At 36.8% G+C, this 17,642-nt stretch carries 15 protein-coding genes and 1 tRNA gene; 14 read left to right on the top strand and 2 right to left on the bottom strand.

Translation table 11 applies throughout. The annotated features are described in order from the left end of the window. The first annotated feature begins 124 nt into the window (after positions 1-124). Positions 125-2,233 (top strand): endonuclease MutS2, encoded by a 2,109-nt coding sequence (locus PDL71_RS11060; RefSeq protein WP_407520946.1) that lies wholly within the window; start codon positions 125-127, stop codon positions 2,231-2,233. Between the two features lie 25 nt (positions 2,234-2,258). Here the strand turns inward: PDL71_RS11060 and PDL71_RS11065 are convergent, their stop codons facing one another. Both PDL71_RS11065 and PDL71_RS11070 read right to left on the bottom strand, forming a co-directional pair. Continuing rightward, positions 2,259-2,726: a hypothetical protein gene (locus PDL71_RS11065; protein ID WP_407520948.1), complete on the bottom strand. Its 468-nt coding sequence runs from the start codon at positions 2,724-2,726 to the stop codon at positions 2,259-2,261. 96 nt (positions 2,727-2,822) lie between these two features. Then, the gene (locus PDL71_RS11070; RefSeq protein ID WP_407520950.1) at positions 2,823-3,962 is read right to left on the bottom strand and encodes a hypothetical protein; all 1,140 of its coding nucleotides are present in this window, start codon (positions 3,960-3,962) and stop codon (positions 2,823-2,825) included. A gap of 92 nt (positions 3,963-4,054) precedes the next feature. Here PDL71_RS11070 and PDL71_RS11075 point away from each other — a divergent pair. The 13 genes from PDL71_RS11075 (at position 4,055) to PDL71_RS11135 (ending at position 17,630) form a co-directional block, all read left to right on the top strand. After that, positions 4,055-4,139 (top strand) — tRNA-Ser (locus tag PDL71_RS11075). A 260-nt stretch (positions 4,140-4,399) separates the two neighbouring features. Beyond that, positions 4,400-5,632, top strand: coding sequence for a site-specific integrase (locus PDL71_RS11080; RefSeq protein WP_407520952.1), 1,233 nt, complete (start codon positions 4,400-4,402; stop codon positions 5,630-5,632). Between the two features lie 178 nt (positions 5,633-5,810). After that, positions 5,811-6,080: a helix-turn-helix domain-containing protein gene (locus tag PDL71_RS11085; protein ID WP_407520954.1), complete on the top strand. Its 270-nt coding sequence runs from the start codon at positions 5,811-5,813 to the stop codon at positions 6,078-6,080. 599 nt (positions 6,081-6,679) lie between these two features. Beyond that, positions 6,680-7,165 carry a hypothetical protein gene (locus PDL71_RS11090; protein WP_407520956.1) on the top strand — a complete coding sequence of 162 codons (486 nt, stop codon included), beginning with the start codon at positions 6,680-6,682 and terminating at the stop codon, positions 7,163-7,165. A 401-nt stretch (positions 7,166-7,566) separates the two neighbouring features. Beyond that, positions 7,567-7,821, top strand: coding sequence for a hypothetical protein (locus PDL71_RS11095; protein ID WP_407520958.1), 255 nt, complete (start codon positions 7,567-7,569; stop codon positions 7,819-7,821). A gap of 29 nt (positions 7,822-7,850) precedes the next feature. Continuing rightward, a complete protein-coding gene (locus PDL71_RS11100) occupies positions 7,851-8,099 on the top strand; it encodes a helix-turn-helix domain-containing protein (RefSeq protein WP_407520960.1) in 249 nt (82 codons plus the stop codon). 1 nt (position 8,100) lies between these two features. After that, on the top strand, positions 8,101-8,529 hold the full coding sequence (locus tag PDL71_RS11105; protein ID WP_407520962.1) for a very short patch repair endonuclease: 429 nt from the start codon (positions 8,101-8,103) through the stop codon (positions 8,527-8,529). Continuing rightward, a complete protein-coding gene (locus PDL71_RS11110) occupies positions 8,526-8,825 on the top strand; it encodes a hypothetical protein (RefSeq protein WP_407520964.1) in 300 nt (99 codons plus the stop codon). Before PDL71_RS11105 ends, PDL71_RS11110 begins: the two co-directional genes overlap by 4 nt. Position 8,826: 1 nt before the next feature. Further along, positions 8,827-10,047: a DNA cytosine methyltransferase gene (locus tag PDL71_RS11115; RefSeq protein WP_407520966.1), complete on the top strand. Its 1,221-nt coding sequence runs from the start codon at positions 8,827-8,829 to the stop codon at positions 10,045-10,047. A gap of 3 nt (positions 10,048-10,050) precedes the next feature. After that, entirely contained in the window at positions 10,051-11,529 is a 1,479-nt protein-coding gene (locus tag PDL71_RS11120; RefSeq protein ID WP_407520968.1) for an ATP-binding protein, read from the top strand. 11 nt (positions 11,530-11,540) lie between these two features. Then, entirely contained in the window at positions 11,541-14,276 is a 2,736-nt protein-coding gene (locus PDL71_RS11125) for a Z1 domain-containing protein (protein ID WP_407520970.1), read from the top strand. Next, the gene (locus PDL71_RS11130) at positions 14,266-15,264 is read left to right on the top strand and encodes a PD-(D/E)XK motif protein (protein WP_407520972.1); all 999 of its coding nucleotides are present in this window, start codon (positions 14,266-14,268) and stop codon (positions 15,262-15,264) included. Before PDL71_RS11125 ends, PDL71_RS11130 begins: the two co-directional genes overlap by 11 nt. Beyond that, entirely contained in the window at positions 15,261-17,630 is a 2,370-nt protein-coding gene (locus tag PDL71_RS11135) for an AIPR family protein (protein WP_407520974.1), read from the top strand. The genes PDL71_RS11130 and PDL71_RS11135 overlap by 4 nt, the downstream gene beginning before the upstream one ends. Positions 17,631-17,642: the final 12 nt, after the last annotated feature.

Below are 17,642 nucleotides of genomic sequence, written 5' to 3' on the forward strand. Positions count from 1 at the left end.
CAAGTTAAAGCAAACAATACAACCAATAACCTTGTATTTTGTTGACGATTATAAATGTTTTTGTAAGTGTCTGCTGAAAGAACAACAATAGTACCTTTGCCCGCATTATAAACGAGATTTGAGTATGCGGGTGTTTCCTGAATCGGCATTGGTTCAATTAGAATTTGAAAAGGTGAAAGCATTATTGCTGGCTCATTGCAGAACGGAGTATGCAAAAGAGAAAGCAGCTCAATTACGCATCCATACCAAAAAGGAGTTCATACAACTGGAATTGCAGCAGAGCTATGAAATGAAACTCCTGCTGGAGCAAAGCCAGTATTTCCCTACTGATTATGTTTTGAATTTATCAAGGGAATTAAAGCTGTTATCTATTCCCGGTGCTGTTTTAAGCGAAGATCAATTAGTAAACATCCGCAAGCTGGCAGAGAATGCGAAAAGTATTTTTCATTGGTTTGATGCAGAGCGGCGAACAGCTTATCCTGCCCTGAGTAATGTAATTGAAGGCAGCTATTATGAAAAAGTGATACTGGAACTGATCAATGATGTGCTGGATGAGAGTGGTATTGTAAAAGATGATGCCAGTGAAGCATTGGGCAGTATTCGTATGAACCTGTATCGCAAACGCAATGAATTGCGTAGAGAGTTTGAAAAGGTGCTTAAAAAATTACAGAAGCAGGGTTATGTAGCAGATATTGAAGAGTCATTTTTAAACGGGCGCAGGGTAGTGGCGCTGTTTGCAGAACAGAAGCGGCAGGTAAAAGGTATTCTGCATGGCGAAAGTGAAACACGCAGAACAGTGTTTGTGGAGCCCGAAGAAACCATTGAGTTGAACAATGATATTTTCAGTCTTGAAAACGAAGAACGCCGGGAAGTGTATCGCATCCTTAGAGAACTTACAGCTTCATTATCTATTTATGCTGCCTTACTATCTACGTATCACAGTATTTTAGGTGAATATGATTTTATCCGTGCTAAAGCAAGGCTGGGTATTGAAATGCAGGCGAATTACCCCATGTTATCTGATGCATCGGTGGTGGAGCTGAAGCAGGCTTATCATCCTTTGCTCAAACTATATAATCAAAAAAATAACAAACCCACCATTCCCACTACCATCTCACTGAATGAAAAAAACAGGATACTCGTTATTTCCGGCCCTAACGCAGGAGGTAAAACAGTTACCTTAAAAACAGTGGGGCTATTACAACTCATGGTGCAGAGTGGTTTGCTGGTGCCCGTACATCCTGAATCAACTTTTGGGCTTTTCAAACAGCTGATGATTCATATTGGTGATACACAAAGCCTGGAATACGACCTCAGCACCTACAGCAGTCATTTGCTGCACATGAAGTATTTCATGGAAAATGCCAATGGCCGTACTTTGTTTTTTATAGATGAGCTGGGTAGTGGCAGCGATCCTAATCTTGGTGGCGCCTTTGCTGAAGTTATTTTGCAGGAACTGGTTAAAAAACATTCGCTCGGGATTGTTACTACGCATTACCTCAATCTTAAAGTAATGGCCAATCATACACCGGGAGTCATCAACGGTGCTATGAGTTTTGATGAAGTGAGTTTGATGCCTTTATACAAACTGTTGATAGGAAAGCCCGGCAGTTCTTATACGTTTGCCATTGCTGAACGTATCGGTCTGGATAAAAAGCTGATTGAACGTGCCCGGCAACTGGTAGATGAAGATCATTTCCGTTTGGATAAACTGCTGAACACAGCTGAAAATGATTTACGACATATTGAGAAGAAAGAAAAAGACCTCAACAGGTTAATCCGTGAAAATGAAAAGCTGAAAAAAGAAATGCAGCAGGTGATGGATAAGGAAAAGCATCAGCAACAGGTAGAACTGTTGAAGCATCAGAATAAAATCACCGAAGAAAAAATGGCTTATTTAAAAGATACAGAGCGAAAGCTCAAAGCCATTGTGCAGGAATGGAAGCGGAATGATAATAAACAGGAAGTAATGAAACAGGTGAATGCATTACTGTTTCATGAGCGGCAAAAACAGGTAGCTGAAAAAAAAGATAAGAAGATCAACGAAAAGTTTGAGGAAGTGGGAGGTGCAGTTAAAGTAGGTGATAAAGTAAAGATGACCAGGAACCGACAGGTGGGTACTGTAAAAGAAATAAAAGGTAAAAATGCAGTGGTGCAGTTAGGTGCCATACCTATTACAGTAAGCTTAAACGATCTAATTGTAGTAATTGATAAACCGGTTGAAGAAAAATAAAAGCCCCGCAGTTGCGGGGCTTTATTTATTTGACGGTTATTTTTCCCAGTTTGATACTTGATTTGCCAAGCATGCTGTTGCGGAAGGCAATTAAAAATAATTCATTATTGCTGAGCATACCATGACGAACCATGGCAATCGGTTCATCATCATTGGTAAAGAGCATTTTCCTGGTAACGGCACCGGTTTCAAGATCTAATGTTACAGTATAGCAACTTGATTTTCTGAAATTATAAACTGCTTTTGCAGTTTGGGATGTTTTAGTAACGGCAATATTTTTGTCATTGTCATTAAAGTAAAACACAAGTTTGTTTTTGTACGGCACACAATTAAAAGAGCTGTAAAATGGAAGGCCGCCACTGATGAAAAGTTGACTTGAAAAGCCAGCCCCGCCACTCATATACGGCCCTGCTCCACGTATCGTCTCAATCTGGCTCTTGGGAATTACATTAATGAATTTAATATTGCCCTGGTTATCAAGTTTGGTAGTCATTATATCGCCGCAGGTATAGCGGTAAACAGTTACGGTTCTGTAAGTCCAGCGGCCATTTACATAGTTTGACTCTGTGTATGTGTAAACATCAAAGCGTTACTTTTCAGCAATTAGCAGAATTGAATTATCCTGTCCTATATAAGCTCTTCTGAAACGGTAATCGGATGAAAAACCATCCAGTTCATCATCATCCGCCGCTTTTTTGGAAGCTGCTTTTGACTGCTTTGTTTCTTTATCGTTGTCATCATCATTGTCATCAATAAAATTTCCGATAAGGGTAGGGTCTATAATTTTTTCAGTAGTCATGATGATGTTGCCGTTTTCAGGATTGATCCTGTTTACAACAATACCATTTACTTCTTTTGAACGGGCATCATTGGAGTAGTAGCCGCAAACAAATAATTCGCCTGATTTATTGGATACAATTTTAGCGCTCAGCATAATCTTGCCTGCACTGGTTGTTGGCAGATCAAATAATTTCTTTCCGGTGGCATCAAATTTTTCAATCGCCAGCTTCTTGAACATTAGCCGGGTTCTTTTCTTCTTTACCTGTACTTCTTCAAACACTTTACCGCTTACTACAATTTTATTGTCAGCCGTTACAAGTATATCATCCAGTTCATAGGTGTTTTTGGCAAACTCGAGGTTGATTATGGTAGATGACTTTTGCTGGAGTGCTTCATTCATCACCAAAACTTTAATGGATGCCTGTTCTTTGTTACTGATATCTGCCACCAATACCATGGCTGATGAATCGGCACTTGGAATAATGCCAAACTCATAATCATCATTTTTGCTTTCACGCTCAAATGATGCAATCTCTTTCCAATCGCCTTTTAGCTTTCCTGAGTTTTTATCTATTTCTGCGGCAAATGTGATGTATCGTTTCTCTTTTTTATCATAGTCATCAGCAAAAATGAAGAGCTTATCTTTAAAGGGAATAATACGGTTGAGCTCTTTACCTTTAAGTTCCTGTTTGAAGTCTTCTTCATATACTTCGTTATAAAACTTATCAAACTTCCTGAATTTCACGCCGGTCATATTGCGTCTGCCGATGGTAAAATACCTTACGCCGCCTTCCTGTACATAAACACCGGTTTTATCTGCAGTAATTATATTCAGTTCGGTAGTGCCCCGTTTGATCTTCATATCATCGCCCCAGAAAATGGAGGAGGATTGGGAATGGGTTAAAACGGATAGTGTTGTTAAAAGGGTAACAAGAAAGAGTTTTTTCATTTGTTTTTTTGCCAAATCTATTATACCAAGTGATTCAAAGTTCAATTGGATATTTTTTTGGAGTAAAAAACTTGTACCCTTACTTTTGCGCCGGAGAGATGGCAGAGCGGTCGAATGCGGCGGTCTTGAAAACCGTTGAAGTGAAAGCTTCCGGGGGTTCGAATCCCTCTCTCTCCGCTGAAACACTATTCAAAAAGTATTAAATCCTTGCAAACTCAATGGTGGCAAGGGTTTTTTATTTTGGGTACTCCCCAAATCATTCAAAAACTCTCAAAGAAAATGGTCTAAATCGAGACCTTTTCACTCCACTTTTCAAGGTCTCGCCAAAACGCTGAAATCCTTTACCAGTCTGCATTTTGTGGATATTTCGTTGGCTTAAAATCCCAATGTTTTTAGTAAATTTATAACCATAAATCGGACGAAAAATGAACAACGCAATGCACCTGTCTTTTCAGGTAAAATCTTCAAAAAAGAACGAGTTTGGCAAGGCTCCTATCTATGCCAGGATTACCATCAATGAGGTAAGAACTGAGTTTTCCCTGAAGCGGTTTATTGAACCGGATAAATGGATAAACAAGGCAGGAGTAGCAAAAGGAAATACGGAAGAAATCCGTGGATTGAATGCCCACATCATGGCAGTTCGTACATCACTTTTTCAACACTACAATCGGTTACTGGAAACCGGCAAAACAATAACTGCTGATACAGTTAAAAACTCCTACTTCGGTATTACTGAGAAAAGTAAAACTATCATGGAAGTTTTTCAGTATCACAACAGCCAGATGAAATCTTTAATCGGCAAGGAATATTCTTTTGGTACACATGAACGTTATGCAACTGCATTAAATCACACCAAAGAATTTATTGAATACAAGTATAACGTTTCCGACTATCCTATTAAGCAGGTTAATCATGAGTTCATTACCGAGTATGAATATTTCTTAAAAGCTGTCCGCAAGTGTTCACACAATACTGCCATTAAGTATCTCACCAACTTTAAAAAGATAATGCGTATATGTCTCGGCAATGGCTGGATAGATAAAGACCCTTTCATTAATTATCGTTTTCGTTTGAATGAAGTTGAAAGAGAAATTTTACATGAGCATGAAATCCAGGCAATCGCTGATAAAGAGTTTGCCACATCAAGATTAGAACAGGTAAGGGATGTATTTCTTTTCTGTTGCTTTACTGGCCTTGCTTACAGCGATGTAAAGAAGCTCACAAGGGACCATGTTATCATTGGTATTGATGGCGAAAGATGGATAAAAGTAAACCGTACAAAAACAGATACCCGTTCCAGTATTCCAATCTTACCATCTGCCCAGGCAATTTTAGATAAGTATGCCAGCCATCCAAAATGCTGTGCAGAAAAAAAATTACTACCGGTAAACTCCAATCAAAAGATGAATGATTACTTAAAAGAAATTGCTGCGGTGTGTGAAATAGAAAAGAACATCACATTTCATATTGCCCGTCATTCATTCGCTACTACTGTAACACTGCAAAATGATGTGCCGATTGAAAGTGTTTCAAAAATGTTAGGGCATAAATCAATTCGTACTACACAACATTATGCAAAAGTGTTAGATAAAAAAGTAAGTAACGATATGGCATTGCTGAAAGAAAAAATGAACCTGGTCAACAGTACAGTTAAAATAAAAATTGCTTAACTATTACTAAATATTTTGTCTAAAATATCAGATATGCCAATTTGTGGAAAAATGCCCGGTTTTATTGGGGAATAGTGAATATTGTGTGGATAAATACTAATAATATTAGCGTCAAAATTGGGTAAATTTGTCTTATCCTTATTAGAGAGGAATTATTGTAACTAAATGATAAAAAACAATGCAGTTAGAGTTAGTCACAAAAAAGGATTTTCAGGATTTAAAGGTAGAGCTTATTGATGAACTCAAAAAGTTTTTAAGCCCTGCTACGGAACAAAAAGAATGGTTGAAAAGCGCCGATGTAATGAACATGTTAGCTTGCTCACCCGGCACATTACAAAACCTGAGAGTAAATGGAACTTTGCCATTTACAAAAATGGGTGGCACTATCTACTATTCAAGAAAGGATGTGATGAAGGTGCTGGAAGGAAACAAGCAGAACGCTGCTTAATAACCTCGCCGTAAGAACCAACAATGATTGCTTCTGCTCAGAAGCCATCCTTTGAAAACTGAAATCAAACCAAAACTGCTGTATGAAGAATGAACAAATTTTGCTTTTAAAAAAGCAAGCGGACGAATAATTTATATACTGACAGTAAAGAAAGAATGAACACGGACTTTAAAAGGACATATCAGCAAGTACCCACAGAATTTGCTACCTACGTTTTCCATCATAAATTGGTAAAACCTTTTCAGGTTTACATGTACCTCAAATGCTGTAATGACGGCATCGTTAATAGAAGCTCAGACGCATTCAAGCAAATGCCCGAATTTTTAGGCTTTAAATCTCACAATACAGTTAATAAACATCTCAGGCAGGCCATCCGCTTAAACTGGATTGGTTATAACGTCATATCCGAAAATTACTTTGTAAGAGGCATGGATAAACTGAGGGCCAGGTATGGTTTTTACAAAAGGCAGTCAGCTTTGTTTCACCTGAAAGATATTCAGGTGATGGAGCCATTTTTGGCATCGGTAATAGTTTGCAGTAATATTCAACACCAGAAATATCATTTTGAAGTAGGATTAAAGAAGAGGTTCAAAACCGCAGTGAAAACAACCGGAGCTGCATTACAAGTTGCGGCCTCTTCTGATTCTACTCAAACTTGGGTTCCACGTAGGGTAATAAATCAAAAAGCTGTAACTAATTCAAAAAAGCAAAAAATTGATAAGCCCGATTATTATGGCTATTGCAATCGTAAAATAGCTGGTTTATTGCAACGTAGCAAAACAACAGCAACAGAACTAAAACAGAAGATGGAGCTATTGGGTTTTATTGAAACAATTCCACACACTCAGGTTATTGCGACCCTTGAAAAAAGAGATTATTCTTACCGCCGCAATTTATACAAAGCGATGCCGGAACTAACAGGTAAGGTGTTTTTCAGGGTGGGCTTATTGAAGAGCAGAAAAAATGTTCGTCCGAAAAAAGTTGTTGAAGTAGTGCAGCAGTTGTATGATGAAATTGTTCCAAAAATTAAATTCACAAGAGTTGCCACAAGGCCGTCCTGGTATGCTAAACAGAAGGTGGCGTAAATTTTTCCAAATTCAAGTTTGAGTTAGTACAGTGCAACGATTTTTCGTCAAATTTTTTGCATGATAAAACGCATGGGCAAAAATTTTTATTTGTGTGCCAATTTTGCACCATTTTTATATTGATTTTGAATAAATTCTATCTTAATGGCTGTTTTTATCGCTACAAAGCAGTAGCTATTGTGCTTATAAATAGCAACCCTCCGGGATTACTAAGTGTCGGATTTTTGACATCAAGTTAGGTATTACAGTATTCGTTAGGTATTACAGTATTCGCAATTGTGGGGAAAACTACATACGAGTTCTGAAAAAATTGTTCAATATATTGCAACATTATATTGCTAAATACATTAGCTTCATAATTCTTAAAGCGGGGGCAACGCTATACAAACTGCACATTGATTATGACAACACAATTCAGTAAGTCAATTAAGGTCGGGGACAAAGTAACTTTCGACAACGACCAAATCGAAGTTTTCAAAGCCGAAACCAGCAGCACTGATAAAGCGGTAAGGCAATATCAACAATTAGTTTTAGGGGGTATAGACCAAGTGGGTGTGGTTAAGGAATTAGGCGGCAACTTAACCACAGTTTCTTATCCTGATGGATGGGACTTACCAGTTCCAACGAAATACCTCATTGTATTGCCGTCAGAATAGAACAAGTATTTTAAAGGCATTAAATATTTATGAATAAAAAGTCCAGGCCAACCGAGCAATATATCCAGGAGAATCGGGAAGTGATTGGCAAACAAATCCGGACGTTCCGGGAAAAGAAAGGATTTAGTCAGGATGAACTGGCAGAGATAATGGAAGTAAACCGTTCCACTATTTCAAAAGTTGAAACTGGCAAATTTGCTATTACCATTGATTATCTGGTAAAGTTTGCCTGGTATTTGGATTTTAATATTTCGGTACTGGAAAAGCAAGGCAAGTAGCATGGCTGATGTACATACAAAAGAAGTCAGGAGCTATAATATGAGTCAAATCCGGTCAAAGAACACAAAGCCGGAGTTAGTAGTTCGTAAATATTTATTTGCAAATGGGTTTAGATACAGGCTGCACAGTAAAGACTTACCCGGCAAGCCGGATATAGTGCTGTCAAAGTATAGAACCGTCATATTTGTTCATGGTTGTTTTTGGCATGGGCATGAGGGGTGTAAATATTTCGTTGTGCCTAAAACAAAAACAGAATGGTGGTTAAATAAAATTGCCAGAAACAAACAACTGGACACTGAGCATATTAAAAAACTGAGGTTGGACAAGTGGAATGTAATAACCCTCTTTGAGTGTAAATTAAAGAAAGGTAATATTGATTCTACTTTGAACACTCTTATTAAAAAACTTAATAAAACATTATCAAAATGATTACTAAAATAGAAACAGCAGATGATGTAAAAGCATTTGCAAAACAACTAATAGCTGAAGGGGTTAGTTTTCACCCTGATGATAATTTCAATGACTATGTAAATTTTAAAGAGAACACACCAACTTATACAAAAGAGGAAGCTGATTTAAGGAACGACTTGATGAATAAGTGTTTTGAAGTTTGTGAAAAAGAAGGAATTGATATTTATGATGTGATGCTTGAAGTATCATTAATTGAAACGGGAATGGATAAGTATATTCCTTTACCATCACAGCCATATCCAGAGAATAACTAAGATGAATTATATAGACCTATTTGCGGGGGCTGGTGGACTTTCCGAAGGATTTATTCGGGAGGGCTTCAATCCTATTGCCCATGTTGAAATGAATAAAGAAGCTGCTGATACTTTAAAAACAAGGCTGGCGTTTCATTATCTGAATGATAGTAACAAAGTCAGCAAATACTACTCGTATTTGAAAAGTGAAATTAGTAGAGATGAATTGTGGAATAGTATTCCAGAGGAAATCATTTCATCAGTTATTAATAGTGAAATCACAAAAAAAACAATTGAGAACATTTTTGATACTATAGACGAACAACTTGGCTCTAAAAAGGTCGATGCAATAATCGGAGGCCCACCTTGTCAGGCTTATTCATTAGTTGGCAGAAGCCGTGACCCCAACAGAATGAGTGGCGACAAGAGAAATTATCTGTTCAGGCATTATGCGGAATTTCTTGTGCGATATAAACCCAAATACTTTGTTTTTGAAAATGTATTGGGTCTTCTTACCGCAGGTAATAAAAAATACCTGAATGAGATGCTTTCTTTATTTGAGGAAATTGGGTATTCGGCAGATTACAAGGTATTAAATGCTGAAGAATACGGCGTGTTGCAAAGAAGGCGACGAGTAATTATTATTGGTCGAAAGGGGAAAACAAAATTTGAGTTCCCAGAACTTGAAACAATTGAAAACCACTGGCAAGTAAAGAAAGATTTATTTGCAGACCTGCCGAATTTACTTCCAGGGCAGGAAATGAATATTGCTAAATACACTAAAAAAATTAATCAGTACCAGCAGGCAATGGAAACAAGGAATGGTATTGACTTTACAACGCAGCATATTACGAGACAGCATAACGAAAGAGATTTAGAAATCTATTCAATTGCAATTGATAAGTGGCTCAACAAAAAAGAACGGTTGAAGTATAATGACTTGCCCAAAAGATTGCAAAGCCATAACAATACAGAAGCATTTCTTGACAGATATAAAGTTGTTGACCCACTTGGACATTCACACACAGTAGTGGCACACATTTCTAAAGATGGTCATTACTATATATATCCTGATGCAAAGCAGATACGTTCGATTTCTGTTCGTGAAGCTGCAAGAATACAATCCTTCCCGGATGACTATTTCTTTGAAGGAGGCAGAACGGCAGCATTTAAACAAATAGGAAATGCTGTACCACCATTAATGGCTCAAGCACTTGCAGTAACCCTTAAAGAACTTCTCTAAACCATGCCGCCACCTATAGATTATTCAAAATACCAAACCGCCCAGGCTATCCCTGAAGCATCTTCAATGATTGAAACTTTCAGGGCTATAGGATATAACATAGAGACTGCTATTGCTGATATTATTGACAATTCAATTTCTGCAAATGCAAAAAATATTTGGGTAAATTTTGAATGGAACGGAGAAGATACTTGGCTGTCAGTAAAAGATGATGGTAACGGAATGAATAATGAAGAACTTATTCAGGCCATGCGCCCTGGTAGCAAAAATCCATTAGACGATAGAAGTTCAAAAGATTTAGGACGGTTTGGCTTAGGTCTTAAAACTGCTTCTTTTTCACAAGCCCGCCGATTAACTGTTTTATCCAAAAAACAAGATTATGCCAGTGTGTACTGGACATGGGATTTAGATTATGTCAATCAAACAGGCAGTTGGGATTTAATTAAATATTTACCGGAAAATTTCAATGAAAATATTTTATCAAATCTCCCATCAGGCACTCTTGTTATCTGGAATGACATTGACAGAGTGGTAAAACATTTCAGGCAGAACGACAATGCAGCACTCGATAAATTTCTATTTATAATGGAGCAAGTGAAAAAACATCTGGCAATGGTTTTTCACAGATTCATTGAAAGCAAAAGAATTAAAATTTTCTTTCAGGATAATGAAATAAAACCTTGGAATCCTTTTTTGCCAACAGAACCGGCCACTCAATCATTTGGTGAAGAACAGTTGCATAATGGTAAAGTAATTATAAAAGGATATGTATTGCCTCACAAATCGAAGATAGATGAAGAAACTTACAGATATGCCGAAGGAACAAAAGGCTGGAATGAGCATCAGGGCTTTTACATATACAGAAACGAAAGATTGTTGTTAGCAGGAGATTGGTTAGGATTGTTTAGAAAAGAAGAACACTACAAGTTAATCAGGATTCTGATTGATTTGCCTAATTTTTTGGACGCTGACTGGCAGATTGATATAAAAAAATCAGTTGCCCGTCCGCCACTTATTTACAGAGACCAGATAAAAAATTATGCCTCTAAAGTCAGGTCACAAGGCATTGAAGTATATCGGCACAGAGGAAAAACAGTAACACATTCCAATGGGCAAAAGTTTGTTCCTTTATGGATTGACCATAAAAGAGGCGACAAATGGTTTTATAAGATAAACAGAGAACATCCTTTACTTGATATTATTCGAAACCAGGTAAAGACAGACCCTGATAAATCAATTGAAACTTTAATCAGATTTATAGAAGAGAATATCCCATCAAAATCAATTTACATTAAGGAAGCAGAAGAACCAGAAGGTCAGGGAAAACCTTTTGAAGGGATAGACCAGGAACCAATCAGGAAGACAATGCAAACTATGTTTGAATCCTTGATAAAGAAAGGGAAGTCTGAACACGAGGCAAAATCCATAATTGCAAACATTGACCCTTTCAATCAGTTCACTCATTTTCTTGAATTTTTATAAACGATTTATTTATGCTTCAACAAGCAATCAAAACTGTCAGAACTTTTTTGCCTCAAACTGGAAGTGTTAGTAGAGCAGAGATAGATACTGCCGTAGATATGGCACTGTCTTTACCATTATACTCCTCTGTAGATAAAGATGCTTTAATGAGAGAGATTGAATCAATCTACAATGTTCGTATTGAGGACTTCAGGGTTATAGAAGATAGTGAAAGGAGGTTACCTTGGATTAATGCAAAGAAAGCTGGAATTGATTTTAAATTTTGGAACAGATACAGGGACTACTTGCAATACGAAAAGAATTTTGCTGATACAGTCTTAAATCAACTTGATAGATTAACTGACCGCACTTTAGATGGATTATTTGACCCGGAAATAAACGCAATCATAAGCAAATATGGTCTTGTCGTTGGACAAGTGCAATCTGGCAAGACTGCTAATTATACAGGGCTTATCTGTAAAGGAGCGGATGCTGGATTTAATTTAATTATTGTACTGGCTGGCATACACAACAATCTAAGAAGTCAGACGCAACTCCGAATTGATGAAGGTTTTCTTGGCTTTGATACACAGCATGAGAGAGCATTCAGAGAAAATAACACCTGGATTGGCGTTGGCCGCTTTAATCAAAATGCAATTGCTCACTCATTAACAACAAGCATCTCTGACTTTAATACTGCTGCTGCAAATTCATCTGGAATTAATTTTGGAATGAAAGACCCTTTGGTTCTGGTTGTAAAAAAGAATGCGACAATATTAAACAGGTTACTGCAATGGCTAAGTTCCAAGGCAATAGACGTAGATGGTCGCAGGGTTATCAGAAGCAAATCATTATTGTTAATAGACGACGAAGCAGACAATGCTTCAATTAATACTAATCGGGACAACGACCCGGCTACAAGAATTAATGATTTAATCCGGAATATTTTACGACTGTTTGATAAAAGCGGCTATGTCGGTTATACTGCTACTCCATTTGCAAACATTTTCATTCCCATAGAAGAAGATAATTTGTTCCCAAGAGATTTTATAATTAATCTGCCTGCACCCTCAAACTACATTGGCCCTGATAAAGTTTTTGGATTCAGGCTTGTGGAAGATGATGAGGAATCTGATGATGTATTACCAATAGTAAGAAGAATAGATGACCATCACAATTTTGTTGACGATTCAAATACACCGACTGAAGTGCCGGAATCACTTAAAACGGCAATCAAATGCTTTATACTAAGCTGTTCAATAAGAAGGTTAAGAGGTCAAGTTGATGTACACAACTCAATGCTTGTTCATGTTTCCAGATTAAGAGCCTGGCAGCACGAACTAAAGTCGCTGGTTGAAAATGTTTTTGACTTTTACCGGCGAGGTATCGAAATGAAAATTGCATCAGTGCTGGAAGAGTTCAGAGAAGTTTTTGAAGAAGACCAGGGAAATTATAAATCTTACACTACAATTAGCTCACAGATTTTAAATTCTCAATTAGCAGGAATTGACGGCCAGATTCAGATACATACTTGGGAAGATGTAAAACAACACCTTCATGAGGCGGCATCAAGAATAATAGTTAAGGAGATAAATATGGGCTCTGCTGATGCTCTGAATTACTATGACCATCCAAATGGCTTATCAGTTATTGCAGTTGGTGGCAATAAACTTTCCAGAGGCTTAACTCTTGAGGGTCTTTCTGTGAGCTACTATTTGCGTACATCCAGAATGTATGATTCTCTTATGCAAATGGGAAGATGGTTTGGCTACAGACCAGGATATGTGGATTTATGCAGATTATTTACAAGCAGACAACTCAATGAATGGTTCTGCCATATTACCCATGCTTCAGAAGAACTAAGAAATGAGTTTGATTACATGAGTGATACTGTAGGAGCAACACCCGAGCAATACGCATTAAAAGTAAGAACTCACCCTGGCGTACTTCAAATTTCGGCAAGTAATAAAATCAGAAGAGCAACAACCGTAACTGTTTCATGGGCGGGCAGACTTGTTGAATCTTATGAGTTTCAAAAAAAGGCAGATGTTATTTCTTCTAACCTGCAAGCAGCAATAGCGTTTATTGACCAACTTAACGGTAGGCCAGTAATAAGAAAAGACAATTATTTATGGTTTGATGTGAACGTTGAAAACATTAAATCTTTACTTCAAGGATTTAGGCTTTCAGAAAATTTAAAACGGGCTGACCCTACTAATCTTATCAGGTTTATCAACTTACAGGTAGCAAATAATGAGCTAACGCAATGGAGAGTGGCTGTTATGTCAAAAAAGAAGGCTGATTTGCGTTACACAATTCAAAAGGGAGAAGATGAACTGGATATTGGGTTATTTAACAGGCGACAAGATGAAAGAAATTCTTCTACTGATAATTACTATATAAAACGTTCACATATTATTAGTCCGGGAGATGAAGTAATAGACTTAACGGATGAAGAACGAAATACTGCATGGGCCAGAACAATTGAATATTGGAGGCAAAGGGGGAAAGATGGTGAGCCGAGTTATATAAGTGGAGAAATAGTTCGAAATGAAATTCGAGACCCTAAAAAGCCTTTATTACTTATCTATTTTTTAAACCCCGAAGAAGCAGGATTGGCATTTGACGGTAATCCAATAGTAGGTTACGCAATAAGTTTCCCTTCCAGCAGGTTTAACGCAACCGTAAGTTACGCTGTTCATGAACAGTTATTATCAATCTTCAATCAGGAAGACAATTTAGAAGAGGAGGACGAGGATGAAGATTAATCAAATATGGGATGAATTGGCAGATGACACTTCATTTGCAAAAGGCCTGCTATTAAGAAGGTTCTCCGGCTCAGTATTACCTGATGTGTTTGTTGCAATACAACAACCAGAAAAGCAACTATGCATTGCCAGTTCAATAAGCGAATCAATTGATGTTAATATTTCTCAATTTGATAATCTACAGGAAATACAAATTGAACTTATTCCTGACCCTAACAAACAAGAAAAACGAATACTAATATTTAAACTCACGAACAATCAACACAGGGATATTTTTTCTGTACTATGTGAAGACCTGATTGCAAATATTGCCACTGAGACCAATGAAAAGCAGTTGGTGAAAACCTTATTAAACAGGTTTGAAAAATGGAAATCTTTATTTACTAAAATTGCATCCGAAGGATTATCACCCGAAGAACAACGAGGTTTGTTTGGTGAATTATATTTCATTCGGAAGTTTATGCAGCATAACCACAATTACTCTGCTGTATTGAATACATGGGTTGGTCCTGCAAGTGAAGTGAGAGACTTTCAGATGGGCAATTGGGCATTAGAAGTAAAAACAACTCATGGCAATAATCATCAAAAAATTCAAATTAGCAGCGAAAGGCAGTTAGATATAACGCATCTTGAAAAGTTGTACATCTATCATGTTTCGTTGGAAAAAGCACAAGAAAGTGGAGAAACGTTAAATCAAATCGTTTCCTCAATAAGCAATTTGCTTGCATCTGATACCATTGCATTAAACCGGTTCCGGTCTAAACTCTATGAAGCCGGATATTTTGAACAACATCTACTACTTTATGATACGATTGGTTATTTTATAAGGCAGGATACATTTTATTCAGTGGAAGCTGCCTTTCCAAGAATACAGGAGAATGAACTCCGAAATGGTGTAGGCGATGTGAAATATTCAATTATTCTTTCGCAATGCGAGGAATTTATTCAAACAGAAGAATCAGTTTTTCAAACCCTAATAATACGATGAGCCTATCTTTTGAAAATATTGAATTAAATAAATTTTATGTTTCACTAATGCAGGACATTGCTGCCATTCAGTCAACAGATGAAGAAGGGGCAATTTCAGAACAGATTTTTACTCAACAGGCAGTTGATTTGCTGGCTGCATCTGGAGAGTCTGAAAATATAGTTGTCAGGTATGATGAAAAAGGATTAGGAACACAGAAACAGCATAAAATAAATGCCTATGCCATATCAGAGAATTACGAAACAGTAGATTTGTTCGTCACAATCTTTAACGGAACGGAAGAAATTTCAAAAGTATCGGGGCAGGAAATAGATACAGCAACCAAAAGAATTTCAAATTTTTTCAGAAAAGCAATCTACGCCGCAGACGATGAGAAGAATAAATATTTCAGAAGTGAATATGCAGATGAAATTGAAGAGACTTCCGAGATATTTCAATTTGCTTATACACTGGCAAAGTCGCAGGATATAAAAGATAACCTTGTTAGAGTGAATGCTTTCATACTCACCAATGGCTCTTATAAAGGAGAATTTCCATCAAGCACAACTATCGCTGGTTATAATTTTTATTACAAAGTATTTGATATTGAAAGTCTTTTCAATATAAGTAACAAGCCACATCTTCCAAATGATATTGATTTCAAATCGTATGGCTTTTCTATTCCGTGTATTCAGTCTCCATCTATTACTGACGACTACCAATCATATTTAGCGATTATTCCAGGGGAAGCTTTGGCTTTTATTTATGAGCAATATGGTGCAAGGCTTTTAGAACAAAATGTTCGTTCATTTTTGCAGGTTGGAGGAAAAAAGTCAACAAATTTTGGCATTAGAAAAACGATAATAGAAAGTCCCGAAATGTTCCTTGCATATAATAACGGACTAACAACTACTGCTGATGAAATTATATTTGAGGAAAATGGCAGTTCGCTGAATATAGCAGCAGTAAAGGATTTTCAAATAGTGAATGGTGGCCAAACCACAGCTTCAATTTATCATACTTTTAAAAAGGACAAGGCTGATATTTCCAAAATCTTTGTCCAAATGAAAATATCATTAATCAAGAATAAAGAAAAATTTAGTGATATTGTTTCTAATATATCTGCGTTCGCCAATACTCAAAATAAAGTATCAGTTTCAGATTTAAGTAGTAACAGGCCATATCATATTGAATTTGAAAAGCTGTCAAGAAGTATTTTCACTCCTTTAACGGACAGCCAGCCAATACAAACTAAATGGTTTTATGAAAGGGCAAGAGGGCAGTATAAAAATGCACGATTGAAGGAGAGTTTGCCAAAGTCCAGATTAAAGGCATTTGATTTAAAGAATCCGAAGAATCAAATGTTCACCAAAGAGGAATTGGCTAAATACATTAACGCTTATCAGGAAATAGCAGATGGAAAAAAAATACCTGTCGGTCCACATTATGTTGTAAGAGGAAATCAAAAAAATTATGTCCAGTTTATAAATTATAACCTTGAGAAGAAACTAAACAATGTTTATTATGAAGATACTATAGCAAAAGCAATATTGTATCGGGCTTCTGAGAAAGTTTATGGTGTAAAACCAAATGCTATTGGTGATTTGCGTTACATTACTGTACCCTACACCATCAGTTTATTAAATTATTTAACTAAAAACCAGTTAGACTTATACAAAATCTGGAAAGCTCAGGATATATCCAGTTCACTTAAACAACTGCTCCATTCAATGATGACACAAGTTGAAGCATTTATTAAGGATATTCCCGGCGGACTTTATGGTGAGTGGGCAAAAAAAGAAGAATGCTGGTTAAAAGTCAAATCACATGGATTCGACTTTGATTTATCAGCGATAGTGCAGGATTTAATTGATAAGAAAAATCCGCCAAAGAGAATAATCATTTCTGAAGATGAAACAGAATTACAAAAGCGGCAGGAGGAACTTGAAAAAATAAAATCCATTCCAACGAGTGTTTGGAAGAAAATTGAAGATTGGGGGCGAGAAACAAAAGCCTTGTCAGATATGCAACAGAATATTGCCTGGAATCTGGCATTGAAAGTTAGAAATGGTTCAAACATTTTGCCAAATGAAATTTCAAATGGAATATCCATAATTGAAAAAGTAATTGTCAATTCACCAGAACTTCTGTTTGAAATTGACGAGTTACTTGAAAGCACTGAGATGAATAATTCTAACCACCCTGAAATAACTTTGGAACTTATCAAGAAAATGGTTGAATGGGATAGAGTGAAAAAACGTTTAAAGCCACATCATTTCAGAATGATGTTCGATATTGTGAATGGCAAAGAACAATTAACATCCCAAACCAAGAAATACTGCTTGATGAATTATCATTTTATTTCAAAGTATGGGTTTAAAGTTTAGTATTATTAGTAA

The sequence above is a fragment of the Lacibacter sp. MH-610 genome (assembly GCF_045780045.1).
In the GTDB taxonomy this organism is placed as follows: Bacteria; Bacteroidota; Bacteroidia; order Chitinophagales; family Chitinophagaceae; genus Lacibacter.